We start from the raw sequence: 26410 nt of genomic DNA, 5'->3' as shown, positions 1-26410 counted from the left end.
ACAGTTGCACCTGTCAGGCTGCGAATGGCTCTCAACGGCCCTAATGGCCAGTGGACAGCCTATCGATTTCTTTTAGAATGCTGCTTCTACAAGGATGTTCAAAGGGTTCTCCCCATGATCAACGCTCAACTGATGCAACTGGTCATCAATGCTTCGAACGATGGGATTGTCATCGCCGAAAAAGAAGGTGAAGACAATATCCTGATCTACGTGAACCCGGCCTTCGAACGATTGACCGGTTATCACCGCGACGAAATCCTCTATCAGGATTGCCGGTTCCTGCAATCGGGTGATCGGGACCAGCCCTCGCTGGAGCCCATTCGCAAAGCCTTGAAAGAGGGCGGTACCTGTCGTGAGGTGCTGCGCAACTACCGCAAGGACGGCACGCCGTTCTGGAATGAGTTGTCACTGTCCACGGTAAAAAACCAGGCTGACGGGCATACCTATTTCGTGGGTGTGCAAAAAGACGTCACGACCCAGGTCAAGGCTCAACAACGCGTCGCCCAGCTGGAAAAGGAACTGGCCGAAGCGCGGCAGACAATTGCCCGACTCGAAGCGACGGACGGTTCAAACAAAACCACGAATTAATGGTCAGTCACTACAATCACCAGTGAACACGTAAATTATCATTTCGAGCAGATCATGCAGCGCGATGCCCTCCTGACGCAGGATGAACTGGATTTCATCCGGACCATGCAACACAACCCGCAGTTGAACGAGCGGGATGTCACGTCGAGCTTGCTGGTAAACGGTGGGTCGCAGATCCGTGACTTGCTGACACGTCTGGCGGCAAATGAGCAGGTTACGTTGCAAGCCAATTTCGAAAACCAACAAATGACCTTTCCGCTGCATCTGGTGGAAGACGAATTCCATGCGATGCACCTGCGCTTGGGTGTGCCAAGCATCTACGAGGACGGACCGAAAATACGCCCATGGCGCCTGGCGCTCGAAGAGCCGGTGGCGCTGGAAAACATCAAGGGGCAGCCGGGACCGCTGTGGGTCCACGAAGTATCCTGCAAGGGCGTACTGCTGGAAAACCGCAGTCGGACCAAACCGCCGAAGCAGTTTGCCTTGTGGTTCAGCCCATCAGGCTACGAGAGAATTTCGCTGCGAGGCAGCTTCGAACGGGAAACCGATCGCGGCCTGTTTGCCTACCACCTGAGCCAGAATGACCAGGACGAGACCGAGCGCCTGCGCCAGTACATCCTGCAGCAACATCGCCTGACCCATCCGACCATGCACCTCTAGTATCCTGTTTCGCAAACACGTTTCTTTTTGACGAGTGGCTGGTGTCGTCAGGCAAGACGCCGCGACGAGTCATAGCCCGCTATGGCGAGGAGCGGCAACGCAGCATGACGGCAACAGACGCCGTCAAAAAGGAACAGTACTTGCGATACAGGACACACCATTCAGGTATCCAGGTTGCCTGCCAGAAATTGACGCAGGCGCTGGCGCATCACTGTCCCCTCATTCCCCAGGCAACCGACCGGCGATCCAACCAGGCTCTCCTGTGCCAGATCGGATGCATCACCGGCCAGCATCAAAGGACAATCCAGGCTCATTGCCAATTTGCCCAGGCGCTTTGGCAAGTCTGGAGCCGGCGCATGATTGGAAACCAGCACCAATGCCACCGGCTGGATCTTCTGGCACACCAGGGTCAGTTCCTCGAACGGCAGGCCGATCGACAACAGCCTGACGCCCACTTCCGCCTTGGACAGGAAAAGCCCCGTGACCAGCAACTCCAGTTCATGGCAATGATCGGCAATCGCGCAGGCCAGGACACGCGGCGACGTACCTTCGCGCTTGAACAAGAGCCGCTGGATGATGCGCGAACGCAGGAAACCATCAAGAAACACCCATTCGCTGGTTTTCCCAAACGTCTGCTGGCGTTGCAATAGTTGTCGCCAAAGCGGCATCAGGATGTCCTGGAAGACGATCGGCACGGTATAGGTGGAAAAGACCTGCCCGTAGACACGGTCAAGCTCCACATCGTCAAAGTTGCTAACCGCGTCCGCCACCTGTTGTTGCCAGTGGGCATGATCGGCCCTGACCTGATCGGATGAAATCAGCGTGGAGACCGGTTGCACCGACTCGGTCTTCGCCAGGATACTTCCCACTTTGCTGACGGCCACCCCGCGCTCGATCCAAGCCAGGATGCTGCGCACTTTTTCAATATCGCCCAACGAGTACAGGCGATGCCCACTTTCGGTGCGTGTAGGTTGGATCAAACCGTAGCGCCGCTCCCAGGCACGCAGGGTCACGGGGTTAACGCCGGTCATGCGCGCGACTTCGCGAATGGGAAACAGGTCTTCCCGTCTGAAGGCGCCTGATGCCTGGAAAACGAAGCCATCCTCTGTGATTACACTCATTTTGGCAGACAATTCCGGCTGGGAAATTGGATCCTAGTTTACCCCTCCCCGGACATGTCATGACAAGGACAAACGTACTCGATGTGCGTTTTTGTTGTTTTACGCACAATCAGGAATAATCCTTGCCTGTTTTTTGGCGACCAGACGCTGCCCACCACCCCGGGGGCGTCCCCCGCGAACCTCCTACCCGGAGTGCCGCGCCTGTCTTACGGAGATGCATAATGTCTACCTCACCCGTCACCCTGATGGTTGCCCGCCGCGTCGCCCATGGACGCTATCAGGATCTGATCGCCTGGTTGCGCGAAGGCGAACAATTGGCAACCGATTTTCCCGGCTACCTGGGCTCAGGCGTGCTCGCGCCACCGCCCCAGGACGATGAATTCCAGATTATCTTCCGTTTTGCCGACGAGCAGACGCTGCACGCCTGGGAACACTCTGCCTCCCGCACGGCCTGGCTGGGACGGGGCAGCGATCTGTTTGCCCATCCCTCCGAACACCGCGTGCGCGGCATCGATGGCTGGTTCGGCGCGGCCGGTCAGCGTCCGCCACGCTGGAAACAGGCCGTGGCCATCTGGCTGGCGTTTTTTCCCGTCTCGCTGTTGTTCAATTTCCTGTTGGGGCCGCTGCTGGGCGAACTGGGCCTGTTGAGCCGCGTGTTTATCAGTACGCTGATCCTGACGCCACTGATGGTCTACCTGTTTATTCCGATGTCGACCCATCTGCTGGCGAACTGGCTCAACGGCGCGCCACAGCGGACGTTGCCGGCCAAGCCTTTCACACAGAATCAGTGATTTAACCGGGATGCCGCCTTCGCGAGCAAGCCCGCTCCCACAGTAGATTTGTGTCGTTCACATCATTTGTGTTCGACGATAATCCTCTGTGGAAACGGGCTTGCTCGCGAAAGCGGTTTATCCGTTAACGCTGATGTCGGCTGGCGCACCCTCTTCGCGAGCACGTCGGATCGACGCTGTCACAGATTCGCCTGTCGCAATCTTGCGTCGCTGTTATAGTTTTGCTCTAGCCGTGAACCGAGCCGTCCTATGTCCAGCGCCACCGCTCCGATCCTGATCACTGGCGCAGCCCAGCGCGTCGGCCTGCATTGTGCCCGGCGATTGCTGGAAGACGGGCAACCGGTGATCGCGACCTACCGGACCGAACGTCCAGGCGTGCAAACGTTGCGGGACCTGGGCGCGGTCATGCTGTTTGCCGACTTCTCCAGCGAAGCGGGGATCCTGGCCTTTATCGAGCAACTCAAACAGCACACCGACCGGCTGCGGGCCATCGTGCACAACGCCTCGGCCTGGCTGGCCGAGGGCCCGGGCTGCGAAGCCGCGGCCTTCAACGCCATGTTCGGCGTGCACATGCTGGCGCCTTACCTGATCAACCTGCACGGCGCCGAGCTACTGCGGCGTTCAACCCCGGCGGATATCGTGCACATCAGCGATGATGTGACCCGCAAGGGCAGCGCCCGGCATATCGCCTATTGCGCCACCAAGGCCGGCCTGGAAAGCTTGACCCTGTCGTTCGCGGCCAAGTTCGCCCCGGCGATCAAGGTCAACGGCATCGCCCCGGCCCTGCTACTGTTCAACCCCGAAGACGACGCGGCTTACCGCGCCAAGGCCCTGGCCAAGTCCGCACTGGGCATCGAACCCGGCAGCGAAGTGATCTACCAGAGCCTGCGTTATCTGCTGGACAACCCTTATGTCACCGGCACGACCCTGACCGTCAACGGCGGGCGGCACGTCAAATAGCCTTGTTTCGAGGATGCACCATGACGCTATCCCTGCCCCAGAACTATCGCGAGATCCTCATCGGCCTGGGGGAAAACCCCGAACGCGAGGGTCTGCTCGATACCCCGGTCCGTGCCGCCAAGGCCATGCAGTACCTCTGCCATGGTTATGAACAAAGCGTCGAGCAGATCGTCAACGGCGCGCTGTTCGCCTCTGACAGCGATGAAATGGTGATCGTCGCCGACATCGAACTCTATTCACTCTGCGAACATCACCTGTTGCCCTTCATCGGCAAGGCCCATGTGGCTTATATTCCTACGGGCAAGGTCCTGGGGCTGTCGAAGATCGCCCGATTGGTGGACATGTTCGCCCGCCGCCTGCAAATCCAGGAGAACCTGACCCGGCAAATCGCCGACGCGGTGCAGCAGGTCACCCAGGCCGCCGGCGTGGCGGTGGTGATCGAGGCCCAGCACATGTGCATGATGATGCGCGGTGTCGAAAAACAGAACTCGACCATGAACACCTCGGTGATGCTCGGCGTCTTTCGCGATTCCAGCACCACGCGCCAGGAGTTCCTGCAATTGATTCGACGGAGCAAGTAAATGCCACAACTTCAGCCAGCCATGGCACGCATCAAGGTCAAGGACCTGCGCCTGCGCACCTTCATCGGCATCAACGAAGATGAAATCCTCAACAAGCAGGATGTGTTGATCAACCTGACCATCCTCTACGCCGCCCAGGAAGCAGTACGCGACAACGACATCGACCACGCGCTGAACTACCGCACCATCACCAAGGCGATCATCGCCCACGTGGAGGGCAACCGCTTCGCCCTGCTCGAACGCCTGACCCAGGAATTGCTCGACCTGGTCATGACTAACGAGTCGGTGCAATACGCCGAAGTCGAAGTCGACAAACCCCACGCCTTGCGATTCGCAGAATCAGTGTCGATTACGCTCGCAGCAAGTCGGGCGACTTCGTAGCAGCTGCAAGCCTCAAGCGGTAAGCTTCAAGCCTGCCCACCGCAAATCCAAACTTGCAGCTTGAAGCTCGCCCCTTGAAGCTGCCTCGCAGAGATCCCCATGAACGACCAACAACGCCTCGAACTCGAAGCCGCCGCTTTCCGTCGGCTGGTTGCCCACCTGGACAGCCGCAAGGATGTGCAGAACATCGACCTGATGAACCTCGCCGGCTTCTGCCGCAACTGCCTGTCCAAGTGGTACAAGGCCGCCGCCGATGAACGCCAGATCGAGGTCAGCCTCGATGACGCCCGCGAAGTGGTCTACGGCATGCCGTACGCCGAGTGGAAAGCCCAATACCAGAAAGAAGCCAGCGCCGAACAACAAGCGGCGTTCGCCAAAGGAAAACCCGATGCCTGATCTCAATACCCTGCGTACCCGTCTCAAAAGCGGCGAACATGCCTTCGCCGACACCCTGGCCTTTATCGCCGCCGGTTACGACTACCAGCCCCAGGCCTTCAACAATGGCGGCGTGCAAAACGCCGCCGGGCAGAACGAAGGATCCTGCAAGACGCTGGGCCTGGCGCTGCTTGAGGGCTTGAGCGATGAAGAAGCGCTGCTGGCGTTTGGCGAACACTACCGTTCGGTGCTGGCCACACCCGAAGGCAGTGATCACGGCAATATCCGTGCGCTGATGGTGCATGGGTTGGCCGGGGTGAAGTTCGAGGCGCCACCGCTACAACGGCGCTGATCGCCCCTTCCATTACGACGAGGTCCGCTGTTGTGGCGAGGGAGCTTGCTCCCGCTGGGCTGCGCAGCAGACCCAAACAGTCAAACTCAATTTGCCTGACACACCGCGTTGCCAGGTTTGGGGGGCCGCTTCGCGCCCCAGCGGGAGCAAGCTCCCTCGCCACAGGCTGAGTCCAAGTGAGCGGCGCCTCACCACATCCCGACTTTTAAGATTGACCCGGCAACTTTATTTCGTTTGCCGGGCCCCTCTGCTCGCGGCTTAGATAACGGAAATTTCTCCATCGTCCGGGCCGTCTTCCATGAGCAGCGAAACCATCAGCCAATCGATCTCCATCGTGCATCCCGTCAGCCTCAGCCACGGCAAGAATGCCGAGGTCTGGGACACCGACGGTAAACGCTACATCGATTTCGTCGGCGGCATCGGTGTGTTGAACCTCGGCCATTGCCATCCGCGCATCGTCGAGGCGATCCGTGAACAGGCCACCCGGTTGACCCATTACGCATTCAATGCCGCCCCCCATACACCGTACATTGAATTGATGGAACGGCTGGCGGCGTTTGTCCCGGTGGATTATCCGGTCAGCGGCATGCTCACCAACAGCGGCGCCGAGGCAGCAGAAAACGCCTTGAAGATCGTACGCGGCGCCACGGGCCGTACCGCCGTGATTGCGTTTGATGGCGCCTTTCACGGCCGCACCCTGGCGACCCTCAACCTCAACGGCAAGGTCGCGCCTTACAAGCAGAAAGTCGGCGTATTGCCCGGGCCGGTGTATCACCTGCCGTACCCCAGCAAGGACAACGGTGTCACCCGCGAAGAAGCCTTGAAGGCCATGGAGCGGCTGTTCAGCGTCGAAATCGACGTGAATGACGTGGCCTGTTTCATTGTCGAACCGGTGCAGGGCGAAGCCGGCTTCCTGGCGATGGATGTGCCCTTCGCCCAGGCCCTGCGGCAGTTCTGCGACGACAAGGGCATTGTGCTGATCGTCGATGAGATCCAGTCCGGCTTCGGTCGCACCGGCCAGCGCTTTGCCTTCTCACGGCTCGGCATCGAGCCTGACTTGGTCCTGCTCGGTAAAAGCATTGCCGGCGGCGTGCCCTTGGGCGCGGTGGTGGGACGCAAGGCGCTGCTGGACAACCTGCCCAAGGGCGGCCTGGGCGGCACCTACTCGGGCAACCCCATCGCCTGCGCCGCCGCCCTGGCGACCCTGGATGAAATGACCGACGCCAAGCTGCATGCCTGGGGCTCGCAACAGGAGGAGGCAATCGTCAGCCGCTACCAATCCTGGCGCAACCGTGGGCTGACGCCCTACCTGGGCCGCCTGACCGGCGTCGGCGCGATGCGCGGCATCGAGCTGACCCACGCCGACGGCACCCCGGCTTCGGCACAATTGACGCAACTGCTGGCCCTGGCGCGGGAATCGGGCTTGTTGCTGATGCCCAGTGGCAAGTCGCGACACATCGTGCGGCTGCTGGCGCCATTGACGACCGAGCCGAACGTGTTGGAGGAAGGCTTGGATATTCTGGAGGCGTGCCTGGCGAAGCTGGTCTAGACATCCCCACTCACCCTGTGGGAGCCGAGCTTGCTCGCGATGACGGCGGCACATTCAAAAATGACTGCACATGACCCACCGCGATCGCGAGCAAGCTCAGCTCCCACAGGAGACCACTGATAAACATCCCCCCATTAAAAAACCGGCCGAAGCCGGTTTTTTAATGCCTGATGGATCAGAACGAAGCGTTCTGCAAGCCATCCAGGTAGCGCTCGGTGTCCAGGGCTGCCATGCAACCGGCACCGGCCGAGGTGATCGCCTGGCGGTAGACGTGGTCGGCCACGTCGCCGGCCGCGAAGATACCTTCGACGCTGGTGGCGGTGGCATTGCCGTCGCGGCCGCCCTTGACCACCAGGTAGCCGTCCTTGAGTTCCAGCTGGCCTTCGAACAGCGAGGTGTTCGGGGTATGGCCGATGGCGATGAAGACGCCGTCAACCTTGATCTCGTCGAAGCTGCCGTCGTTGTTCTTCAGGCGGGCACCGGTCACGCCCATGTTGTCACCCAGCACTTCGTCCAGGGTCGCGTTGAGCTTGAGGATGATCTTGCCTTCGGCGACGCGGGCGTTGAGCTTGTCGATCAGGATCTTCTCGGCGCGGAAGGTTTCGCGACGGTGGATCAGAGTGACCGTGCTGGCGATGTTGGCCAGGTACAGCGCTTCCTCGACCGCGGTGTTGCCGCCACCGACCACCGCCACAGGCTTGTTGCGGTAGAAGAAACCGTCGCAAGTGGCGCAGGCGGAAACGCCTTTGCCCATGAAGGTTTCTTCCGACGGCAGGCCCAGGTAACGAGCGCTGGCACCGGTGGCAATGATCAAGGCATCGCAGGTGTAGGTCGCGCTGTCGCCAGTCAGGGTGTATGGCTTGGCGGCGAAGTCCACGGCATTGATGTGGTCGAAAACGATCTCGGTCTCGAAGCGCTCGGCGTGTTCCTTCATGCGCTCCATCAAGGCCGGGCCGGTCAGGCCATGGACATCGCCCGGCCAGTTATCGACTTCGGTGGTGGTGGTCAATTGACCGCCGGCCTGCATGCCGGTGATCAGCAGTGGCTTGAGGTTGGCACGGGCCGCATAAACCGCAGCGCTGTAACCGGCAGGGCCGGAACCGAGAATAATCACTCGCGAATGACGCACTTCAGACATGACCTGCTCCTGTTGACCGGACCTTGCGGGCCGGAACGCCGGGTGAGCGGCGTGAATAAAAAGGACCGTTGACGCACTTGGGGAAGGCTTGGGTTCGACAGTCCTGGAAAAGAATGGGTGCAGCGTATCGAGGGAGCGAAGATTAAGGAAATACGGATTAACAATCCAGCTCATAGGTGAGCTCTATCCCCAGCGGCCCTTTCAATAGGCGCCTTCGCCTCAAGAAACGTTGTTACACGCCATGTCGCCGCTTTCCCGGGCGGGGCAAAGCCGGTAAGGTCGGCGCGTTCACCTTCGCTCGGAGCCACCTATGCCCGCCCCCGTCCTGTCCGGCCCGCAATATTTGCGAGAGGGCCTCAAGCTGGTCTTGAGCCCGGGCCTGCGCTTGTTTGTACTCTTGCCCCTGGCGATAAACCTGGTGCTGTTCGTCGGATTGATTTACCTGGCCGGCCACCAGTTCAGCCTGTGGGTCGATACGCTGATGCCGTCGCTGCCGGACTGGCTCAGTTTCCTCAGCTATGTCCTCTGGCCCCTGTTCGTGGTGCTCGTCGTGCTGATGGTGTTTTTCACCTTCACCATGCTCGCCAACGTCATCGCCGCCCCGTTCAACGGCTTTCTCGCGGAAAAAGTCGAAGTGGTCATCCGTGGCACCGACGACTTCCCTGCCTTCAGTTGGGCCGAGTTGATTGCCATGATCCCGCGGACCCTCGGGCGGGAAGCGCGCAAGCTTGGCTATTTCCTGCCCCGCGCCCTGGGGTTGTTCGTGCTGTCGTTCATCCCCGTGGTCAACCTGGTGGCGGCACCGCTGTGGCTGCTGTTCGGCGTGTGGATGATGGCGATCCAGTACATCGACTACCCGGCGGACAACCACAAGCTGGGCTGGAACGAAATGCTCGCCTGGCTGCGGGAAAAGCGCTGGCAGAGCCTGGGCTTTGGCGGCAGCGTGTACCTGGTGTTGCTGATCCCGGTGGTGAACATCCTGATGATGCCGGCAGCGGTGGCCGGGGCGACCTTGTTCTGGGTGCGCGAGCAAGGCGCCGAGACCGCATTGGCGCGGCGAGGCTGACAGGTCATGACTGGTTAGAAGAACTCGGTTGCTACTCGCCTGAACTGCCCTTTCCCAGCCAACTGGTACACAAGGCTGGTACATATGGCACTGATAGCACAACCATTCCGGCATTCCGACTCTGGTATCTATTACCTACGACGCAGGGTGCCGGATGACATCCGACAAGTGATTGGTAAAACTGAAATTCGCCGGTCGCTGAACACACGAAACCCTCAACGGGCGAAGGCTGCATTTTTAATCGCGTATGCAGAGTCCGAGCGCTTTTTTCAACAGGCGCGCAGTGGTCATTCGAGCCCGATTTCCGCACCACGTTTTAATCCGTCTTCAATCCCGATCTGTACGCAAGCGACCACCGCGAGTGGAAGAGAAAGCCCCCCCATCCAGAAAGCCCCTAAGGCTCTCAGAAGCGTTTCTTGGTTACGTTGAATCATTAGCTCTGGGAAACAAACCTGCCCATGTGGTCCGTCGGCATACAGTCGACTACAAGCGATCCGTTGATCGATTCATAACTCTGATGGGCGACCGTGACGTGGCGGAAATTGGACAACCGCAAATCCAGGATTTCGCCGGGAAGCTAACTAGGTCCGTGGTCAAGCACAGCAATACGCCACTGGCGACATCTTCGATTCGGCTGATTATCGCCCGTCTATCATCCGTATTTTCTTATGCTGTGGATGCGGGCTTGATTGAATTGAATCCGGTGAGTGCATCACGTATTCACAAACGCTTGGGGCCGACGAAACCGAAACGCCACGTTGGCGGGCTGCCGGGGGTTTAAATTCAATACCTCCCTGTTTTTGGCCTAAACAGCATTCTGGCCCCATAGGGATATTAAGTTGCGTTAACGACGCATTTTGCCCCTCTAAAAGTGCGAGTAAGAAACTGAACTTGGAAGCTAGATTTACTCTAAAAAACTACGCCCATTACCTGCCCGGTCCGCTCGATGTGTATAGATGGTCACTTTTTGAGATAGAAATTCACCTCAAATGACCCTACTAATCAGCAGGGTCAACATTTTTGAAAATCATACCGCCTCGGCAACGGCATCTGCCGCTCCCGCATCAATAGCATCTTTTGCCAAACTATCATAGTATCGCTTAGTAAGCTCAGACTGAAGAAAGTCATCATTCAATAGCTTCAAAAACAATCCCTGAGATTTTTTAGTGCGCAAACTAAACCGCTCTCCATCAGCTGTGAACTTGAATCGCCCACGCAATGCCGGATGCGTACTCGCAAAGCTGATAACGTCTGCATTAGGTATCAAATTAAGAACCGGAGAAGAGCTAGCCGCCTTTACTAGTTTTCTCGAAAATGAAATATCATCCAGCCTATCAGAAAACACTTGTACGCTTTCAACCAAATCCGCTTGCCTGATATTTTCAATGCCTTGAGTGGCTATATTCTTGATGGCATCATGAAACCCAAAGAAACGCTCCAACGCTTTCAAGTCAAGAATATAATACTGCCCACCTATCTTGAAAAACTCAAACTTCGCATTAATTTTCAGCACATCTTCATCGAGCTTTTTGAATCTATTACTACCCCGAGCACGCATCAAATTGAAGCCTGTATCTTTACGCAGCAAAGCAACAGGGTACTGATACTTATACAACGCCATCTGATGCTCTGCATTACCGAGCAAAATCAATATACCCTCAAGATTATTAAGCCTATCTTCAGCGAAAGAAAACTCGTCAAAATTATCAGCCGCAATGATGCTTCTCAAGTGTTGTAATTCAGAAGGGATATCAGGAAGATCATAATGATAAACCGTTTCTCTACGATCATCGGCGCTCGAAAGCTCAATCAAGGAAAGATCATCATTCAGTAGAATTTTGTTCGTTATCGCATCAACGAACATACTAGCCAACTCAGATTGTGGAACCTCATCAATATCAGCTTTTTTTACCTGCATGCCATCGTCGGACTCTAAAAGAAAATAGATTTCAGCCCCACATCCATCGGCAATAACCGCTGATATCTGCGCTTTCAACTCATCTATAGTCATTACGCTTTCCTTACGAAAAAGACTTTATCATCCAGGCTCAAGCGACTTATCTGGTCCCCCACAGCCAAGCGTTCTTTTGAAATAACCACTGCACCTTCCACCAACCCCACGCGCGTCTGCAAGTTTACTTTGTACACCCTAAAACCAAGTACCGCCAAAGTCGGATTAGCATAAAATTTATCAGTCTTAACGTATATCACGCCGATGATAAACAGCAAAACTCCCAGGGCAAGCAGATATCTTACACTCGTCAAATTAAAACAAATCAACGGAATAATATAGGTAGTTAAGAATGTAAGATGCTCATAATTCACATCTTCTATTTTAATCACTCTCGCCGCGATACTTTTAGCTCCCGCAATACGATAATCAAACCGAAAATAATACATCGTGCCGAAAAGTAAAAAAGCGAAGGCAATGACAGAAACGAAATTCCGCGTAAGCAATGATGAAAATCCGATAAATTTACATTTATCACCATAACAAAACGGAATATCAACTGTAATCACTATAATCAGCAGGAATAAAAACCATAGAGAAAGTATATATAACTCAAACTTCTCTCTACTTTCATGTATTCGCATTGAGTCATGATCCCTTCGCTCAAGCCACTTATGAATAAGCAGCTTTCTGCACCGTATTCCATTACGCCATAGATGTCTATAGGCCATCACAAGACAACCCACCATGATTACATGGCGAGTTGCACGGGTCTTAAAATTAGGCGGTTAAGCGATTGGGCGCGATGGCAAGATACTAGCTGCCTGGAGAGCAGCTATTCGCCTTCCGCTTTAATGAATTGAGTAGAGAGGCTTGGGGCTCGCTCACGAAGATAAGTAGCAGCGTCGTCTGCAATGTCCTTCGCTTTCTCATGCCGCTCAGCAAGGTTCATTGCCCATGATCGCCCTGGATGTAACACGTCCCAGCGCGGACGCATCCCCGCATGGCGCCCCTTCCCAGGGTTGTGGTTGCCGAAGCCATCAATTAGCGAATTCCACACGGGGGTAAATCTCGCGATAATTAGCGATTCACCCAATGGAATCCAAATGTCGTCCACGACCAAAAAACGGCAGTGGAAATCATCGAGATTCAGGTTCTCAGCCGCTCGAATACTGTCAGCGTGTTCTTTCAATCGCTTATGTAGAACCTTTCCAGGTGACGATCCTAAATCGCCGCCCATTCGGGCACCGGCAGGAACAGCCTTGCCTACGTAAATCGGCAGCATGAACTGCCCATTTTGGTTCAATAACGCTAACCGCGCATATGCCGGAAAGTCACCAGTGTAGTAAATCGCATACACCCCCGCCCCATCGAACGCAGGTAATGCACCTAGTGGGTGAACCTCCTTGGATAGCAACGCTTCGGCAACGCTGGCGCCTAGGTTTTTCTTGTCCAACGGATTGAATGGAATAACCTTGCCCGTCATGCGACGTTTACCACCTTCTTGACGGTTTTTTGGATACGGATGATCTCAGCAATTGCTAGCTTTTCCGCAACACTCGAAGCCACGTGCTGCGCTAGTAATACCGGTACCGCATTACCAAGCTGTCGCATCGTTTCGGACCAGCTTCCATGGAACCGGAAGCCGTCTGGGAAGGTTTGAATACGAGCGCTTTCACGCACAGTGAAATAACGCACATCGCCATTTGGCTTGACCAACATATTTTCGCCACCCGGTACGCCATGGTCGCCAGCTTTCAGAGTTTTGGCTGGTAAATCCAACGGGCTACCGGTGTGCCCTGGGTATGAGCGAGCACCGCCCTGGAAAGTATGGTTAGGCACTTTCAATGCAGCCTTGGTTTCAGGATCGGGAAGATCGGCAATCGCATCACGAACGGTCCTCCACGGTGCCTTATCCATGGGAAGCAGATCGTTCCTCAGCTTCCGGACACGTGACAAAAGCTTGGTAGGTACTTCTGGCATTTTGAGACCATGCCTAACCCAGTATTCCCCGGTGACCCACTGTGAATGCAACAACGCATCATAGCTGTGAGTTTCTTCAGGAAAGGACCATTCAACTCCGAGATCGTCCCTAAAACCAACGATGAAAACCCGCTCCCGTTTCTGTGGAACACCATAATCAGCGGCATTCACAAGTGTCGGCACAACGTTGTAGGTGTGGCCCTTACCCTTGCGCTTACCCGAGGTTCGCTCAGCTTGCAGGCGCATCAAATGATCATGCCAACCCTCGTCTTTTCGACGTGGCAATTCTGGGAACTCAAGCTGGAGCAAAATGTACTGGTAGTAATTAGCGAAAGCAGCTCGCGTTAGCCCTTTCACATTTTCGACGATGAACGCCTTCGGCTTTAATTTTCGGATGATTTCAACAGTTGCGGGAAACATGTCGCGGCTATCATCGTACGCGCCATGTTTCCCGCCGATGGAGAACGGTTGACAAGGAGGACCACCCGCAAGCAGCTCAATACCTTCAGGAATGCTGCTCCAGTCAAAACCGCGCACATCACCTTCATGTAGCTTCCAGTGGTGCACCAGGGGATAGCCACGCTTTTGGTTTTCACGAACAGTATCGCAAGCCCACCTGTCCCACTCGACGACGGCCAGATGTGAAAATCCAGCTATTTCACATCCCATGGCAAGGCCACCCGCCCCCGCGAATAGCTCAACGGATTTCATCGCCTGTACCCCCACCAAGAAAGCCATTCAGCTTTTTCTCTAATAAATTCAAATCTTTAAGCTCGCATTCCCAAATCACAAGAACATCCCATCCCAGTGACCTCAGCTGATGCAATGTGCGGATATCGCGTTCTCGGTTGCCTTCCAATTTCGGAATCCAGAAGTCCAATCGAGACTTGGGTAATCTTGCGAGTGGACAGCCATCGTGTCGGTGCCAAAAACATCCATGGACGAAAATGACTTTCTTCTTGCCCTTGAAAATGATGTCCGGGCGGCCTGGAAGGCTACGATCGTGAAGTCGATAGCGAAATCCCATCGAATAAAGTAACCGACGCACAACCATTTCAGGCTTTGTGCCCTTCGACTTTACCTTCGCCATGCGAAGGCTTCGGTCAGATGGGGACAGCGTGTCCACGAATCTTACCAGTCACAGGGGATTCCTTCATTACCAAAAACTACGAATAGTGATGCCTGCAAGCACCTGAAAAATACCGTCAAGGCAGGTAAGGGATCGTCGCGGATCCCATACCTGATGATCATTGCTGGACTCGGTACCCGACAAACGGATTCACCTTTGGGTTGCCCACGTAGGAACCAAGCTCGGTTCGATTGCCATGTAGCTCAACCCAAGCCCAGCGGCCATAACGAAAAACCATAGCTTCCCCGAGAAAAAAATCGTGGAGCCAGTCAAGAACATCCAAAAACCTTGCAGCGGGCCATAGCTACGCTGGTTCATCAATGCCAGATAGTGAAGCAGCGCGACACCAGTGAAAACCATGACAAGGAAAATCAATGCCACGCCGATCACCTGAAAAATCATCAGTGATTGCCCGTACGCCGATAGGCTATGCGCGTAAAAATCCAAAAACGTACGCTGAGATGCCAGTTGCGTTAGCTCAGGATCGAAGGAAGCCTTCGCCAGCAGCAAAAGACGGCCACAAGCAGCAAGAATAGCTATCGGTGCAGCGATGTAAACGCTCCAACTGCTTGAGGTGAATTGCCCTTTAACCAGCGACACCAGGGCAATAGTCAAGTTGAAAGACAGCAAGGTAGCCAAAAGCGCCCAAAGACATTCATGAACAAGGTCAATGTGGATCGCATATTTCCAGACCAAGAAGACCAAACCTAAACCAGCCGCGATCAAAACAGCGATCACACCGCTAGCGTCGTCGCCAGAACCTGATCGTTGTTGATTCACAACGATTTTGGTGATGTAAGTTTTTCTCGTCTGGGACACGGTGATGGGTGCATTCACAGTTGGCGAATTGGTCACCCCCGCGAACAATGCACCAAAGACCACCCCCATCAGAGGTCCCCAAATCCACGCCTGCATCGTCGCGTTATCGATCAAATCCAAGATTGTTTGCATCAAGTGCTCTCTGAGAAATTTAGCCAGAACACTGTTTAAAAAAACAGTGATGGCCAATAGAACCATGCGCTTGAAAACAATGCAATTTTGACGTCAAAAAAATTTCTTCCTGTTGGCATCCGTTAACCTTTTCCCATCAACTCAAGACGCCTTCCAAAAAAACTAGGCCGATTCGTACCTTTCGGTAGGTCCATATCACTGGTACATTTTCTACTCACCCCTTTGGGAAGGGCAGTGAACGGCGTGGCTTTCGGTCAATGTATGCTCACTTTCCAATACATCGACTACCCGGCGGACAACCACAAGCTGGGCTGGAACGAAATGCTCGCCTGGCTGCGGGAAAAGCGCTGGCAGAGCCTGGGCTTTGGCGGCAGCGTGTACCTGGTGTTGCTGATCCCGGTGGTGAACATCCTGATGATGCCGGCAGCGGTGGCCGGCGCGACGTTGTTCTGGGTCCGTGAGCAAGGTGCCGAGACCGCGTTGGCCCGCCAGGGCTGAGCCAGTCACAAATCCATCATCCTGGCGTCACAATGACGAAATGGCCCCGGTCGACACTGGGGTCATGACCACACCTCTGCACATTACCCTGATCACCGAAACCTTCCCGCCGGAAATCAATGGCGTGGCCAATACCCTGGGCCGCCTGTACGACGGCTTGCTCGCCCGCGGGCATCAAGTCGAGCTGATACGACCGCGCCAGGTCGACGACCAACGCCAGGCCAGTGACGAGCAGTTGCTGCTGTGCCGGGGCTGGCCGCTGCCGGGCTATCCGGGTTTGCAGTGGGGCCAGGCGTCGATGCACAAACTGCTCAGACGCTGGAAACGCCATCGTCCGGACGTGCTGTACATCGCCACGGAAGGACCGCTGGGTCTGTCGGCCCTGCGCGCAGCCCGACGCCTGGGTATCTCGGTGGTCAGCGGCTTCCACACCAACTTCCAGCAATACACCCAGCAGTACGGCCTTGGGCTGTTGAGTCGCGTACTCACCCATTACCTGCGCTGGTTCCACAACCGCTCCAGCCTGACCCTGGTGCCCAGCCTCAGCCAGCGCCTGGAACTGGAGCGACGACATTTCGAGCGCGTGGCGTTGTTGTCCCGCGGCGTGGACAGTCAACTGTTTCACCCGGTCAAGCGCTCGTCGAGCCTGCGCCAAGCGTGGGGCCTGGGCGACGACGACATCGCCGTGCTCCATGTCGGACGCTTGGCACCGGAAAAAAACCTGGGGCTGCTCAAGCGCAGTTTCGACACGCTGTGCAGCGCTTTCCCGGGGCGACGGATGAAGCTGGTGGTGGTCGGCGACGGCCCGCAGCGGTCCGAGCTGGAACAGGAATTGCCCGAGGCGATCTTTTGCGGCTCGCAACGCGGCGAGGCGCTGGCCAGCCACTATGCGTCCGGGGATGTGTTTGTCTTTCCGAGCCTGACCGAAACCTTCGGCAACGTGGTGCTGGAGGCGCTGGCGTCCGGGCTGGGCGTGGTGGCCTACGACCAGGCCGCCGCCGCGCAGCACATTCGCCATGGGTACAACGGTGTGCTGGCAATGCCGGGGGATGAAGAAGCGTTCTGTGAGGGGGCCCGTTGGCTGTTGGAAGAGCGCGAGGCCTTGCGTTGCGTGAGGCTCAATGCGCGCCAACATGCCAGTCGCCAAGGTTGGGCGGCGGTGATCGAACAATTCGAGGCGCAGTTGCGTGGGGTTTGTGTCGGCGAATCAGTGATACCCGCTGCGCCGACAGTGCGCTGAGTCTTCGGCAATATTGAAATCGCCATCGCGAGCAAGCTCGCTCCCACAGGGGATCTTTGTCGAACACCAGACTCATGTTCGCTGAAGATCAAAATGTGGGAGCGAGCTTGCTCGCGATAGCGTCAGATCAGGCGCCGCTTAAACCAGGCTCATCAACGCCTCGCGACTGAACGGCAAGATCTCCTGCTCACGCCCTTCACGGACTTTTTGTGCCCAGTCCGGATCCACCAGCAGCGCACGCCCCACCGCCACCAGGTCGAACTCCTCGTTATTCAGGCGCTCCAGCAGTTTCTCCAGGCTGGCCGGTTGCGCGACTTTGTCGGTGTTGACCATGAACTGCAGGAACTCGCCGTCCAGGCCGACGCTGCCGACGGTGATGGTGGGCTTGCCGGTGAGCTTGCGGGTCCAGCCGGCCAGGTTCAGCTCGGAGCCTTCGAACTCCGGCTCCCAGAAGCGCCGTGTCGAGCAGTGGAAAATGTCCACGCCCGCCTCGGACAATGGCTTGAGGAATTCGCCCAAGGCTTCAGGGGTTTGCACCAGACGCGCGGTGTAGTCCTGCTGTTTCCATTGGGAGAAGCGGAAAATGATCGGGAAACCCTCGCCCACCGCCGCGCGCACGGCACGAATCAATTCGATCGCAAAGCGCGAACGGTTGGCCAGGCTGCCGCCGTAACCGTCGGTGCGCTGGTTGCTGCCTTCCCAGAAGAACTGGTCCACCAGGTAGCCGTGGGCGCCGTGGATTTCCACCCCGTCCATGCCGATGCGTTGAGCGTCTTTTGCCGCCTGGGCGAACGCAGCGATAACCTCGTCAATGTCCGCCTGGGTCATGCCGTGGACCACCACCTGGCCGTCCTTGAGCTTTTCGCTCGGGCCATAGCCCGGCACGCTGGCGTCCGGCTCGGTGCCGATGCGTCGCACACTGCCCACATGCCACAGCTGTGGAACGATCTTGCCGCCTTCGGCGTGTACCGCATCAACCACTTTTTTCCAGCCGGCCAACGCGGCGTCACCATAGAAATGCGGCACGTTCGGGTAGCCGTTGGAAGCCTTGTGCCCCACCGTCGTGCCCTCGGTGATGATCAGGCCAACCCCGGCCGCCGCACGACGACGGTAATACTCGATCACCTTGCTGTTCGGCACGCCGCCCGGCGAAAAGGAACGGGTCATCGGCGCCATCACCACGCGGGTCGGCAGCTCGAGCGTGCCGAGGTGGAAGGGTTTGAACAGGGCTTTTACAGGCATGGGGGCACTCCACGGGACAAGGTCGCAGGTCGATATGACGGCGATAATATGTGCCGTGCCGAGTGCTGGGTAGCACTATTGATTGGAATGATTAAGGATTAAAAGGAATCGCAGCGGTGTTTGCTCAACCATGAAACCCTGTGGCGAGGGAGCTTGCTCCCGCTGGGCTGCGTAGCAGCCCTTTTCTTTGCGGTTGCTGCGCAACCGAGCGGGAGCAAGCTCCCTCGCCACAGGGGGCAGCGCCGGGCTTTCAAGCCAGCGCTTTTTCGATCGCCTGGATCACCGTGGGGTCATCCGGCGCCGTGCGCGGCGAGAAACGCGCCAGCACCCGGCCGTCCTTGCCGAGCAGGAATTTTTCGAAGTTCCAGGTAATGTCCCCGGGAAACTCGGCCCCCTCGCCCGCCAGCAGGCGGTACAACTGGTGACGATCATGGCCGTTCACGTCCAGTTTGCTGGACAGCGGGAACGTCACGCCGTAGTTGAGGCTGCAAAAGTCCTGGATTTCCTGCTCGGTTCCCGGTTCCTGCCCGGCGAACTGATTGCAGGGCAGGCCCAGCACGCTGAAGCCCTTGGCCTTGTATTGCTGATAGAGATTTTCCAGCGCCGCGTATTGAGGCGTCAGGCCACATTTGGAGGCGACGTTGACCACCAGCACGACTTGCCCCTTGAACGGCGCCAGAGCAAGCTCCTGACCATCCAGGGCTTTGAGTTTAAGGTCGTGGAAAGCACTCATGACGAACTCCAGGTTTGCGGATCTTTTCGAAACAGCCATGGTTGATGCTAACAGCAACCGACTAAAAAGGCGCCGTATGGCGCCTTTCCAGTTCACTGGTCATTTGAGCGTAGCGCACAAATCAGTGGTGATGGCCGCCTTCGCCATGGACGTGACCATGGGCAATTTCTTCTTGGCTGGCGTCACGGATGTCGACGATCTTGACTTTGAAGTTCAAACGCTGGCCGGCCAACGGGTGGTTGCCGTCAACGGTGACGTCGTCGCCTTCCAGGTCGCGAATGGTGACGATCTGCATCTGGCCATCGGGGGCGGAAGCGTGGAACTGCATGCCCACTTCCAGCTCATCAACGCCTTCGAACATGCTGCGGCTCAGGGTGCTGACCAGTTCGGCGGAGTACTCGCCATAGGCGTCTTCCGGCTCGACGGTAACGTTCAGGTCGTCACCGACCGTTTTGCCTTCCAGGGCTTTTTCCAGGCCCTGGATGATGTTGCCTGCGCCATGCAGGTAGACCAGCGGAGCGCCGCCGGCAGAGCTGTCGATGACCTCACCAGCGTCGTTGGTCAGGGTATAGTCGATGGAGACAGCCTTATTGGCGGCGATCAGCATGGGGCGAGACCTTTTGCATAAGAATGAAGAACGGACAAGTCTAAACAAGGATTTGCCCGAAAGCGAACGGAACCCGGACAAACGGACTTGCCCGAACAGACCGACGGTCACCGGCTTCCATCAGGACGAGGACGGGCACTGGGTGGCCGAGCTTTCCTGTGGCCATACCCAACACCTGCGCCACCAGCCACCCTGGCAGTCCCGGGCCTGGGTACTGGACCCTGCGCAGCGCATTGAAAAAATAGGCCAGCCCTTTGACTGCGGCTGGTGCGCACAGGCCCCGGTTAGCGATAACCTTGGCGACTGGAATTGATGGTAGATGACCAGTCATAGGTCACACCCTTGCCATGCTCCCTTAGAGAATCCGCATGCAAACTTTTTTTATCGCGCCCACCGATTTTGGTGTGGGCCTGACCTCCATCAGCCTCGGGCTGGTGCGTACCCTTGAACGAGCCGGGCTGAAAGTCGGCTTTTTCAAACCCATTGCCCAACCTCACCCCGGCGACACCGGGCCGGAACGCTCCACCGAGCTGGTGGCCCGCACCCATGGCCTCAAGCCGCCGCAGCCCCTGGGCCTGGCGCACGTCGAGCGCATGCTCGGCGACGGCCAACTCGATGAGCTGCTGGAGGAAATCATTACCCTTTATCAGCAGGCGGCCATCGGCAAGGACGTGCTGGTCGTCGAAGGCATGGTCCCGACCCGCAACGCCAGCTACGCCGCCCGGGTCAACCTGCACCTGGCCAAGAGCCTGGACGCCGAGGTCATCCTGGTGTCGGCACCGGAAAACGAAGTGCTGACCGAGCTGTCTGGCCGGGTAGAGTTGCAGGCGCAGTTGTTTGGCGGGCCGAAGGACCCGAAAGTTCTCGGGGTGATCCTGAACAAGGTCCGCACCGACGAAAGCATGGAGGCGTTTTCCGCACGGCTCAAAGAGCACTCGCCCTTGCTGCGCAGCGGCGATTTCCGCCTGCTCGGTTGCATCCCGTTTCGCCCCGAACTCAATGCCCCGCGCACCCGCGACGTGGCCGACCTGATGGGCGCGCAGGTGCTCAATGCCGGCGACTACGAAACCCGGCGCATGAGCAACATCATCATTTGCGCCCGCACCATGCGCAACACCGTGGAACTGCTCAAGCCCGGCGTGCTGGTGGTGACCCCCGGCGATCGCGACGACATCATCCTGGCCGTGAGCCTGGCAGCGATCAACGGCGTGCCGCTGGCCGGGCTGCTGCTGACCAGCGACACCCTGCCCGACCCGCGCATCATGGACTTGTGCCGCGGCGCCTTGCAGGCGGGGTTGCCGGTTCTGTCGGTAAGCACCGGCTCCTATGACACCGCTAACCTGCTCAACGGCCTGAACAAGGAAATCCCCATTGATGACCGTGAACGTGCAGAGATCATCACCGATTTTGTCGCCAGCCACCTGGACGCCAAGTGGCTGCACCAGCGCTGCGGCACGCCACGGGAAATGCGCCTGTCGCCAGCGGTGTTCCGCTATCAGTTGATCCAGCGCGCCCAGGCCGCCAACAAACGTATCGTGCTGCCCGAGGGCAGCGAACCTTTGACCGTCCAGGCTGCCGCCATTTGCCAGGCCCGGGGCATTGCCCGCTGCGTGTTGCTGGCAAAACCGGCCGACGTCGAAGCGGTGGCCCGCGCCCAAGGCATCGAACTGCCGCCGGGGCTGGAGATTCTCGACCCGGATTCGATTCGCGAACGCTACGTCGAACCCATGGTGAGGTTGCGCAAGAGCAAGAGCCTGAACGCGCCGATGGCCGAGCAGCAATTGGAAGACACCGTGGTCATCGGTACCATGATGCTGGCCCTGGATGAAGTGGACGGCCTGGTATCCGGCGTCATCCACTCCACCGCCAACACCATCCGCCCGGCGTTGCAACTGATCAAGACCGCACCAGGCTGCTCCCTGGTGTCCTCGGTGTTTTTCATGCTGTTTCCCGAAGAAGTGCTGGTCTACGGCGACTGCGTGATGAACCCGCACCCCAGCGCTGCGGAGCTGGCGGAAATCGCCCTGCAAAGTGCCGACTCGGCCGCCGCGTTCGGCATCATGCCGCGGGTGGCGATGCTCAGCTACTCCAGCGGTGAGTCGGCCAGTGGCGAAGAAGTGGAAAAAGTTCGCGAAGCCACCCTGCTCGCCCACGAGGCCCAGCACGGCCTGTTGATCGATGGTCCGCTGCAATACGACGCCGCCGCCAACGAAACCGTGGCACGGCAATTGGCGCCCAACAGCCAGGTGGCCGGTCGGGCGACGGTGTTCATCTTCCCGGACCTCAACACCGGCAACACCACCCACAAGGCCGTGCAGCGCAGCGCCGATTGCGTCAGCCTCGGGCCGATGCTGCAAGGCTTGCGCAAACCGGTGAATGACTTGCCGCGCGGCGCCCAGGTCGACGACATCGTGTACACCATCGCCCTGACCGCGATCCAAGCCGCCAACCGACCTTTGGACATTTAAATGCTGGACTTTCTGCCTGCCCCCTTGCGCGGCGTCATTGCCTCGCTGCTGTTGGCGCTGAACACCATCGCCTGCTGCACACCGCTGTTCATCGTGGCGATCTTCAAGCTGTTGCTGCCCTTCCCCGCTGCCCAGCGCTTCACTGACTGGTTGATGGGCCACATCCACGAAGCCTGGATCAGCAACAACAAGGCCTGGATGAACCTGCTGCGTCGTACCCGTTGGCACCTCAGCGGCCTGGAGGGCCTGGACTACCAGCATTCGTACCTGATCACCAGCAACCATCAGAGCTGGGTCGATATCATGGTGTTGCAGTACGTGCTGAACCGACGCATCCGGCCGTTGAAGTTCTTTCTCAAGCAGGAACTGATCTGGGTACCGGTGATCGGCCTGGCCTGGTGGGCGCTGGGCTTCCCGTTCATGAAACGCTACTCCAAGGCTTACCTGGAAAAGCATCCGGAAAAGAAAGGCAAGGACCTGGAAACCACCCGCAAGACCTGCGCGAAGTTTCGCGACAATCCGGTGGGTATTTTCAATTTCGTCGAAGGCACGCGTTTCACCGAAGGCAAGCATGCCCAGCAGCAGTCACCGTTTCGCTACCTGCTCAAACCCAAGGCCGGCGGCATCGCGTTTGTGCTCGACGCCATGGGTGAACAACTGGAGTCGATCATCAACGTGACGATCCATTATCCGGGCGGGCGTCCGGGGTATTGGGATCTGCTGTGCGGCAAGATGGACGAGGTGGTGGTGCATTTCCAGGAACTGAAGATCCCACCGCAGTTCATTGGCAAGAACTACGATCAGGACGGCGTGTATCGCCTGGAGTTCCAGGGCTGGATCAACCAGTTGTGGCAGGACAAGGATGCGTTGCTTGCGCAGATGCACCGCGAGTATCCCTCTAAGTCTTGAGGTGTCTGTACTGGCCTCATCGCGAGCAAGCCCGCGATAGCGTCCCTCCAGACAACAAAAAGCCCGCCGATGATCACTCACCTGCGGGCTTTTACTTGCCGCTTGCAGCTAAAAACTTACAGCTGCACCTCTTTATATCGCCCCACGCTTGCGCAGCAGGTCCAGGACCTGCTTGACGCTTTCTTCCAGCGTCAGCGACTGGGTGTCGATCACCAGGTCGGCATCCAGCGGCACGTCATACGGGAAGGATTCGCCTGGGATGTTGTCGCCAGCGGCGGCATACAACCCTTGCGGATCACGCTGGGCGCACACCGCTGGCGAGGCCTGGACGTAGACCGTCAACAGACGCTCCTTGCCGATCAGGTCCTTGGCCTGCTCACGCCCTTCGGCATTTGGCGCAACGAACGCGGCGAGGGTCAGCAGGCCGGCTTCGTTGAACTGACGCGCGACGTGAGCCGCACGGCGCCAGTTCTCGGTACGTCCGGCACGATCCTGCGGCAGCCCCTTGTTCAGGTCATGGCGCAGGTTCTGGCCATCGAGGACGAAGACCGCACGCCCCATGTCGAACAACTTGCGTTCCACCGCATAGGCCAGGGTGCTTTTACCCGCGCCCGACAGGCCGCTGAACAACACCGTGGCCGGCTGCTGGCCGAAGCGCTGGGCACGCTCTTCCACCGACACGTGGGCCTGTTTGCCGTGGTGCGTGCTGCTGCCGTGAGCCAGCGGCTGGGCGACGATCATGCCGGCACCGACTGTGCCGTTGGTCAGGCGATCGATGACGATGAACGCACCGGTGGTGCGGTTGCTCTCGTAACCGTCCAGGGCAATCGGCGCATCCAGGGCGATCTTCACCTTGCCGATTTCGTTGAGCTGCAACGCGCTGGCCGGACCTTCTTCAAGGGTGTTCACATCCACCTTGTTGACGATGCTGGCAATCGAGCCCGGCACGTAACTGGTGGCGCGCTTGATGTCGTATTTCTTGCCCGGCAACATCGGCTCTTCGGCCATCCACACCAGCATCGCTTCGAAGCTGTCGGTGACCGGCGGCACGTTGTCGGCATGCACCAGCAGGTCGCCACGGGAGATGTCGATCTCGTCTTCCATGGTCAGCGTGACTGCCTGGCCAGGGCCGGCGTGTTCCAGCTCGCCTTCGAAAGTGACGATGGATTTCACGCGGCTGCTCTTGCCCGACGGCAGCACCACCACTTCGTCGCCCTTGTGCACGATGCCGCTGGCGAGGGTGCCGGCGAAACCGCGGAAGTTCAGGTTCGGACGGTTGACGTACTGCACCGGGAAACGCAGGTCGGTGAAGTTACGGTCGCCCGCCACTTCCACCGTCTCGAGGATTTCCATCAGCGACTGGCCGGTGTACCACGGCGAGCGCTCGGATTTGTTCACCACGTTGTCGCCCTTGAGGGCCGACATCGGCACGAAGTGCATGCTGGTGGGCTTCATCTTCAAGCCTTCGGCGAACTTCAGGTAGTCGGCCTTGATCGACTCGAACACACCTTGGTCGAAGTCCTTGAGGTCCATCTTGTTGATGGCGACGACGATGTGCTTGATGCCCAGCAACGAGGCGATGAAGCTGTGACGTCGGGTCTGGGTCTGCACGCCATAGCGGGCGTCCACCAGGATGATCGCCAGGTCACAGGTGGACGCACCGGTGGCCATATTGCGGGTGTACTGCTCATGGCCCGGGGTATCGGCAATGATGAACTTGCGCTTGGCGGTGGAGAAATAGCGGTACGCGACATCGATGGTGATGCCTTGTTCGCGCTCGGCCTGCAGGCCGTCGACCAGCAACGCCAGGTCGATGTCGTCACCGGTGGTGCCGACTTTCTTCGAATCGCGGGTGATGGCTTCCAGGTGATCTTCGTAGATCATCTTGGAGTCGTGCAGCAGGCGCCCGATCAGGGTGCTCTTGCCGTCGTCGACGTTACCGCAGGTCAAAAAGCGCAGCAGCTCTTTACGCTCGTGCTGGCCCAGGTAGGCGAGGATGTCCTCGCTGATCAAATCAGATTGGTGCGACATGACAACCCCTTAGAAATAACCCTGACGTTTTTTATCTTCCATCGAGCCTGCGCCATCGTGGTCGATGACCCGGCCCTGGCGCTCGGAAGTTCGCGTCAGGAGCATTTCCTGGATGATGTCCGTCAGGCTCTCGGCCTCGGACTCCACCGCGCCCGTCAACGGGTAGCAGCCAAGGGTACGGAAACGCACTTTCTTCTTGACGATACGGGCTTTGTCTTCATCCGACAGGTGCTCGAGGATGCGCTCGTCGTCAATCATGATCAGCGTGCCGTTCTTCTCGATCACTTCCCGCTCGGCGGCAAAGTACAGCGGCACGATCGGGATGCCTTCGAGGTAGATGTACTGCCAGATGTCCAGCTCGGTCCAGTTCGACAGCGGGAATACGCGGATCGACTCGCCTTTGTTGACCTTGCCGTTGTAGACGTTCCACAGCTCCGGGCGCTGGTTCTTCGGGTCCCAGCGGTGCTTGCTGTCGCGGAACGAGTACACGCGCTCCTTGGCGCGGGATTTCTCTTCATCGCGACGGGCACCGCCGAACGCGGCGTCGAAACCATATTTGTCCAGGGCCTGCTTGAGGCCTTCGGTCTTCATGATGTCGGTGTGCTTGGCACTGCCGTGGGTGAACGGGTTGATGCCCTGCGCCACGCCGTCCGGGTTCACGTGGGTGATCAGGTCCAGGCCCAGTTCCTCGACCATGCGATCGCGAAACTTGTACATTTCCTGGAATTTCCAGCGGGTGTCGACGTGCATCACCGGAAACGGCAGCTTGCCGGGGAAGAACGCCTTGCGTGCCAGGTGCAGCATCACGGCGGAGTCTTTACCGATGGAGTACAGCATCACCGGGTTATCGAACTCGGCGGCCACCTCGCGGATGATGTGGATGCTTTCCGCCTCCAGCTGTTTCAGATGCGTCAGTTTGTCGACCATGGCTACTCACGAAAACTTTCTTATGAACGGCCAGCGGGCCGTGTTCGAGCGGGGAATCCTAGCACAGCGACCTCTTCTAATCAGGGCGCCAACTAGATCGAAACAGCATATGGATATGCCTGGTGGTTCGGGTATTGCAGTGAACGCTGTGGGAGCAAAGCTTGCTCGCGATAGCGGCG

General features: G+C 57.8%; 29 protein-coding genes and 1 pseudogene. 17 read left to right on the top strand and 13 right to left on the bottom strand.

Annotated features, from left to right (window positions below; all coding sequences use genetic code 11):
• Window positions 1-114: 114 nt before the first annotated feature.
• Window positions 115-588: a PAS domain-containing protein gene (locus BLT00_RS23150; RefSeq protein WP_063324428.1), complete on the top strand. Its 474-nt coding sequence runs from the start codon at window positions 115-117 to the stop codon at window positions 586-588.
• A gap of 54 nt (window positions 589-642) precedes the next feature.
• Entirely contained in the window at window positions 643-1248 is a 606-nt protein-coding gene (locus BLT00_RS23145) for a hypothetical protein (protein WP_092149373.1), read from the top strand.
• A 161-nt stretch (window positions 1249-1409) separates the two neighbouring features.
• Here BLT00_RS23145 and BLT00_RS23140 read toward each other — a convergent pair whose 3' ends face one another.
• Window positions 1410-2369 carry a MerR family transcriptional regulator gene (locus BLT00_RS23140; protein ID WP_092149370.1) on the bottom strand — a complete coding sequence of 320 codons (960 nt, stop codon included), beginning with the start codon at window positions 2367-2369 and terminating at the stop codon, window positions 1410-1412.
• 221 nt (window positions 2370-2590) lie between these two features.
• Here BLT00_RS23140 and BLT00_RS23135 point away from each other — a divergent pair, with 221 nt between their 5' ends.
• From BLT00_RS23135 to BLT00_RS23105, 7 genes are all read left to right on the top strand, one after another.
• On the top strand, window positions 2591-3160 hold the full coding sequence (locus BLT00_RS23135; RefSeq protein ID WP_092149367.1) for an antibiotic biosynthesis monooxygenase: 570 nt from the start codon (window positions 2591-2593) through the stop codon (window positions 3158-3160).
• Window positions 3161-3409: 249 nt separating this feature from the next.
• Window positions 3410-4120, top strand: coding sequence for a dihydromonapterin reductase (folM, locus tag BLT00_RS23130; protein WP_092149364.1), 711 nt, complete (start codon window positions 3410-3412; stop codon window positions 4118-4120).
• A 20-nt stretch (window positions 4121-4140) separates the two neighbouring features.
• Window positions 4141-4701: a GTP cyclohydrolase I FolE gene (gene folE / locus BLT00_RS23125; protein WP_092149361.1), complete on the top strand. Its 561-nt coding sequence runs from the start codon at window positions 4141-4143 to the stop codon at window positions 4699-4701.
• The gene (folX, locus tag BLT00_RS23120; protein WP_063324422.1) at window positions 4702-5082 is read left to right on the top strand and encodes a dihydroneopterin triphosphate 2'-epimerase; all 381 of its coding nucleotides are present in this window, start codon (window positions 4702-4704) and stop codon (window positions 5080-5082) included. It begins immediately after the preceding gene.
• A 99-nt stretch (window positions 5083-5181) separates the two neighbouring features.
• The gene (locus BLT00_RS23115) at window positions 5182-5478 is read left to right on the top strand and encodes a DUF1244 domain-containing protein (protein WP_063324421.1); all 297 of its coding nucleotides are present in this window, start codon (window positions 5182-5184) and stop codon (window positions 5476-5478) included.
• The gene (locus BLT00_RS23110) at window positions 5471-5809 is read left to right on the top strand and encodes a HopJ type III effector protein (RefSeq protein ID WP_175456253.1); all 339 of its coding nucleotides are present in this window, start codon (window positions 5471-5473) and stop codon (window positions 5807-5809) included. The genes BLT00_RS23115 and BLT00_RS23110 overlap by 8 nt, the downstream gene beginning before the upstream one ends.
• A 298-nt stretch (window positions 5810-6107) precedes the next feature.
• The gene (locus BLT00_RS23105) at window positions 6108-7358 is read left to right on the top strand and encodes a 2-aminoadipate transaminase (protein ID WP_092149355.1); all 1251 of its coding nucleotides are present in this window, start codon (window positions 6108-6110) and stop codon (window positions 7356-7358) included.
• 175 nt (window positions 7359-7533) lie between these two features.
• Here the strand turns inward: BLT00_RS23105 and trxB are convergent, their stop codons facing one another.
• Entirely contained in the window at window positions 7534-8496 is a 963-nt protein-coding gene (gene trxB / locus BLT00_RS23100; protein ID WP_030139882.1) for a thioredoxin-disulfide reductase, read from the bottom strand.
• Window positions 8497-8806: 310 nt separating this feature from the next.
• Between trxB and cysZ the strand changes: the two genes are divergently transcribed.
• The 3 genes from cysZ to BLT00_RS31460 all read left to right on the top strand — a co-directional run bounded on the left by cysZ (window position 8807) and on the right by BLT00_RS31460 (window position 10343).
• The gene (gene cysZ, locus BLT00_RS23095; RefSeq protein WP_092152569.1) at window positions 8807-9562 is read left to right on the top strand and encodes a sulfate transporter CysZ; all 756 of its coding nucleotides are present in this window, start codon (window positions 8807-8809) and stop codon (window positions 9560-9562) included.
• An 84-nt stretch (window positions 9563-9646) separates the two neighbouring features.
• Entirely contained in the window at window positions 9647-9991 is a 345-nt protein-coding gene (locus BLT00_RS32620; protein ID WP_371856984.1) for a DUF6538 domain-containing protein, read from the top strand.
• Between the two features lie 88 nt (window positions 9992-10079).
• The gene (locus BLT00_RS31460; protein ID WP_139199644.1) at window positions 10080-10343 is read left to right on the top strand and encodes a hypothetical protein; all 264 of its coding nucleotides are present in this window, start codon (window positions 10080-10082) and stop codon (window positions 10341-10343) included.
• 246 nt (window positions 10344-10589) lie between these two features.
• Here BLT00_RS31460 and kwaB read toward each other — a convergent pair whose 3' ends face one another.
• The 6 genes from kwaB to BLT00_RS23065 form a co-directional block, all read right to left on the bottom strand.
• Window positions 10590-11573, bottom strand: a complete 984-nt coding sequence (kwaB, locus tag BLT00_RS23090) for an anti-phage protein KwaB (protein WP_092151197.1) — start codon at window positions 11571-11573, stop codon at window positions 10590-10592.
• Window positions 11573-12157, bottom strand: a complete 585-nt coding sequence (kwaA, locus tag BLT00_RS23085) for an anti-phage protein KwaA (protein WP_092151200.1) — start codon at window positions 12155-12157, stop codon at window positions 11573-11575. Before kwaA ends, kwaB begins: the two co-directional genes overlap by 1 nt.
• Before the next feature lie 191 nt (window positions 12158-12348).
• Window positions 12349-12999, bottom strand: coding sequence for an Eco29kI family restriction endonuclease (locus BLT00_RS23080; protein ID WP_092151202.1), 651 nt, complete (start codon window positions 12997-12999; stop codon window positions 12349-12351).
• The gene (locus BLT00_RS23075; RefSeq protein ID WP_256572788.1) at window positions 12996-14234 is read right to left on the bottom strand and encodes a DNA cytosine methyltransferase; all 1239 of its coding nucleotides are present in this window, start codon (window positions 14232-14234) and stop codon (window positions 12996-12998) included. The genes BLT00_RS23080 and BLT00_RS23075 overlap by 4 nt, the downstream gene beginning before the upstream one ends.
• Window positions 14194-14622 carry a very short patch repair endonuclease gene (locus BLT00_RS23070; RefSeq protein WP_092151204.1) on the bottom strand — a complete coding sequence of 143 codons (429 nt, stop codon included), beginning with the start codon at window positions 14620-14622 and terminating at the stop codon, window positions 14194-14196. Before BLT00_RS23070 ends, BLT00_RS23075 begins: the two co-directional genes overlap by 41 nt.
• A 153-nt stretch (window positions 14623-14775) precedes the next feature.
• Window positions 14776-15576 (bottom strand): hypothetical protein, encoded by an 801-nt coding sequence (locus BLT00_RS23065; protein ID WP_139199645.1) that lies wholly within the window; start codon window positions 15574-15576, stop codon window positions 14776-14778.
• 132 nt (window positions 15577-15708) lie between these two features.
• Here BLT00_RS23065 and BLT00_RS23060 point away from each other — a divergent pair.
• A pseudogene (locus BLT00_RS23060) lies at window positions 15709-16074 on the top strand (EI24 domain-containing protein); the annotation flags it as partial.
• 40 nt (window positions 16075-16114) lie between these two features.
• On the top strand, window positions 16115-17314 hold the full coding sequence (locus tag BLT00_RS23055) for a glycosyltransferase family 4 protein (RefSeq protein ID WP_092149519.1): 1200 nt from the start codon (window positions 16115-16117) through the stop codon (window positions 17312-17314).
• Window positions 17315-17452: 138 nt separating this feature from the next.
• On the opposite strand, the gene BLT00_RS23050 is transcribed toward BLT00_RS23055, so the two are convergent.
• The 3 genes from BLT00_RS23050 to BLT00_RS23040 form a co-directional block, all read right to left on the bottom strand.
• Window positions 17453-18556, bottom strand: coding sequence for an NADH:flavin oxidoreductase (locus BLT00_RS23050; RefSeq protein WP_092149522.1), 1104 nt, complete (start codon window positions 18554-18556; stop codon window positions 17453-17455).
• A 250-nt stretch (window positions 18557-18806) separates the two neighbouring features.
• Window positions 18807-19289, bottom strand: a complete 483-nt coding sequence (locus tag BLT00_RS23045) for a glutathione peroxidase (protein ID WP_072344396.1) — start codon at window positions 19287-19289, stop codon at window positions 18807-18809.
• Window positions 19290-19410: 121 nt separating this feature from the next.
• Window positions 19411-19896, bottom strand: a complete 486-nt coding sequence (locus BLT00_RS23040; protein WP_003205467.1) for an FKBP-type peptidyl-prolyl cis-trans isomerase — start codon at window positions 19894-19896, stop codon at window positions 19411-19413.
• Between BLT00_RS23040 and BLT00_RS23035 the strand changes: the two genes are divergently transcribed.
• Genes BLT00_RS23035 through BLT00_RS23025 form a run of 3 tightly spaced genes read left to right on the top strand, consistent with a single transcriptional unit; the run spans window position 19865 to window position 23273 of the window.
• Complete coding sequence (locus tag BLT00_RS23035; RefSeq protein WP_072344588.1) at window positions 19865-20209, top strand: DUF3565 domain-containing protein; 345 nt, start codon at window positions 19865-19867, stop codon at window positions 20207-20209. The two genes, BLT00_RS23040 and BLT00_RS23035, sit on opposite strands and share 32 nt — an antisense overlap.
• 55 nt (window positions 20210-20264) lie before the next feature.
• Entirely contained in the window at window positions 20265-22364 is a 2100-nt protein-coding gene (pta, locus tag BLT00_RS23030; RefSeq protein ID WP_063324414.1) for a phosphate acetyltransferase, read from the top strand.
• The gene (locus tag BLT00_RS23025) at window positions 22365-23273 is read left to right on the top strand and encodes an acyltransferase (RefSeq protein WP_072344415.1); all 909 of its coding nucleotides are present in this window, start codon (window positions 22365-22367) and stop codon (window positions 23271-23273) included.
• 132 nt (window positions 23274-23405) lie between these two features.
• On the opposite strand, the gene cysN is transcribed toward BLT00_RS23025, so the two are convergent.
• Window positions 23406-25304 (bottom strand): sulfate adenylyltransferase subunit CysN, encoded by a 1899-nt coding sequence (gene cysN, locus BLT00_RS23020; RefSeq protein ID WP_063324412.1) that lies wholly within the window; start codon window positions 25302-25304, stop codon window positions 23406-23408.
• A 9-nt stretch (window positions 25305-25313) separates the two neighbouring features.
• On the bottom strand, window positions 25314-26231 hold the full coding sequence (gene cysD / locus BLT00_RS23015; RefSeq protein WP_003178041.1) for a sulfate adenylyltransferase subunit CysD: 918 nt from the start codon (window positions 26229-26231) through the stop codon (window positions 25314-25316).
• Window positions 26232-26410: the final 179 nt, after the last annotated feature.

Source organism: Pseudomonas sp. NFACC51, from assembly GCF_900103575.1.
GTDB lineage: Bacteria > Pseudomonadota > Gammaproteobacteria > Pseudomonadales > Pseudomonadaceae > Aquipseudomonas > Aquipseudomonas fluorescens_Q.
Note: the sequence above shows the minus strand (reverse complement) of the source record. Positions and strands in the feature narration are given on the sequence as shown.

What these genes read in the sequence shown, in the direction of transcription:
- BLT00_RS23150 (WP_063324428.1), top strand. Translation starts at nt 115, where the DNA reads ATGATCAACGCTCAACTGATGCAACTGGTCATCAATGCTTCGAACGAT.
- BLT00_RS23145 (WP_092149373.1), top strand. Translation starts at nt 643, where the DNA reads ATGCAGCGCGATGCCCTCCTGACGCAGGATGAACTGGATTTCATCCGG.
- BLT00_RS23140 (WP_092149370.1), bottom strand. Translation starts at nt 2,369, where the DNA reads ATGAGTGTAATCACAGAGGATGGCTTCGTTTTCCAGGCATCAGGCGCC.
- BLT00_RS23135 (WP_092149367.1), top strand. Translation starts at nt 2,591, where the DNA reads ATGTCTACCTCACCCGTCACCCTGATGGTTGCCCGCCGCGTCGCCCAT.
- folM (WP_092149364.1), top strand. Translation starts at nt 3,410, where the DNA reads ATGTCCAGCGCCACCGCTCCGATCCTGATCACTGGCGCAGCCCAGCGC.
- folE (WP_092149361.1), top strand. Translation starts at nt 4,141, where the DNA reads ATGACGCTATCCCTGCCCCAGAACTATCGCGAGATCCTCATCGGCCTG.
- folX (WP_063324422.1), top strand. Translation starts at nt 4,702, where the DNA reads ATGCCACAACTTCAGCCAGCCATGGCACGCATCAAGGTCAAGGACCTG.
- BLT00_RS23115 (WP_063324421.1), top strand. Translation starts at nt 5,182, where the DNA reads ATGAACGACCAACAACGCCTCGAACTCGAAGCCGCCGCTTTCCGTCGG.
- BLT00_RS23110 (WP_175456253.1), top strand. Translation starts at nt 5,471, where the DNA reads ATGCCTGATCTCAATACCCTGCGTACCCGTCTCAAAAGCGGCGAACAT.
- BLT00_RS23105 (WP_092149355.1), top strand. Translation starts at nt 6,108, where the DNA reads ATGAGCAGCGAAACCATCAGCCAATCGATCTCCATCGTGCATCCCGTC.
- trxB (WP_030139882.1), bottom strand. Translation starts at nt 8,496, where the DNA reads ATGTCTGAAGTGCGTCATTCGCGAGTGATTATTCTCGGTTCCGGCCCT.
- cysZ (WP_092152569.1), top strand. Translation starts at nt 8,807, where the DNA reads ATGCCCGCCCCCGTCCTGTCCGGCCCGCAATATTTGCGAGAGGGCCTC.
- BLT00_RS32620 (WP_371856984.1), top strand. Translation starts at nt 9,647, where the DNA reads ATGGCACTGATAGCACAACCATTCCGGCATTCCGACTCTGGTATCTAT.
- BLT00_RS31460 (WP_139199644.1), top strand. Translation starts at nt 10,080, where the DNA reads ATGGGCGACCGTGACGTGGCGGAAATTGGACAACCGCAAATCCAGGAT.
- kwaB (WP_092151197.1), bottom strand. Translation starts at nt 11,573, where the DNA reads ATGACTATAGATGAGTTGAAAGCGCAGATATCAGCGGTTATTGCCGAT.
- kwaA (WP_092151200.1), bottom strand. Translation starts at nt 12,157, where the DNA reads ATGCGAATACATGAAAGTAGAGAGAAGTTTGAGTTATATATACTTTCT.
- BLT00_RS23080 (WP_092151202.1), bottom strand. Translation starts at nt 12,999, where the DNA reads ATGACGGGCAAGGTTATTCCATTCAATCCGTTGGACAAGAAAAACCTA.
- BLT00_RS23075 (WP_256572788.1), bottom strand. Translation starts at nt 14,234, where the DNA reads ATGGCTTTCTTGGTGGGGGTACAGGCGATGAAATCCGTTGAGCTATTC.
- BLT00_RS23065 (WP_139199645.1), bottom strand. Translation starts at nt 15,576, where the DNA reads ATGCAAACAATCTTGGATTTGATCGATAACGCGACGATGCAGGCGTGG.
- BLT00_RS23055 (WP_092149519.1), top strand. Translation starts at nt 16,115, where the DNA reads ATGGCCCCGGTCGACACTGGGGTCATGACCACACCTCTGCACATTACC.
- BLT00_RS23050 (WP_092149522.1), bottom strand. Translation starts at nt 18,556, where the DNA reads ATGCCTGTAAAAGCCCTGTTCAAACCCTTCCACCTCGGCACGCTCGAG.
- BLT00_RS23045 (WP_072344396.1), bottom strand. Translation starts at nt 19,289, where the DNA reads ATGAGTGCTTTCCACGACCTTAAACTCAAAGCCCTGGATGGTCAGGAG.
- BLT00_RS23035 (WP_072344588.1), top strand. Translation starts at nt 19,865, where the DNA reads ATGGAGACAGCCTTATTGGCGGCGATCAGCATGGGGCGAGACCTTTTG.
- BLT00_RS23040 (WP_003205467.1), bottom strand. Translation starts at nt 19,896, where the DNA reads ATGCTGATCGCCGCCAATAAGGCTGTCTCCATCGACTATACCCTGACC.
- pta (WP_063324414.1), top strand. Translation starts at nt 20,265, where the DNA reads ATGCAAACTTTTTTTATCGCGCCCACCGATTTTGGTGTGGGCCTGACC.
- BLT00_RS23025 (WP_072344415.1), top strand. Translation starts at nt 22,365, where the DNA reads ATGCTGGACTTTCTGCCTGCCCCCTTGCGCGGCGTCATTGCCTCGCTG.
- cysN (WP_063324412.1), bottom strand. Translation starts at nt 25,304, where the DNA reads ATGTCGCACCAATCTGATTTGATCAGCGAGGACATCCTCGCCTACCTG.
- cysD (WP_003178041.1), bottom strand. Translation starts at nt 26,231, where the DNA reads ATGGTCGACAAACTGACGCATCTGAAACAGCTGGAGGCGGAAAGCATC.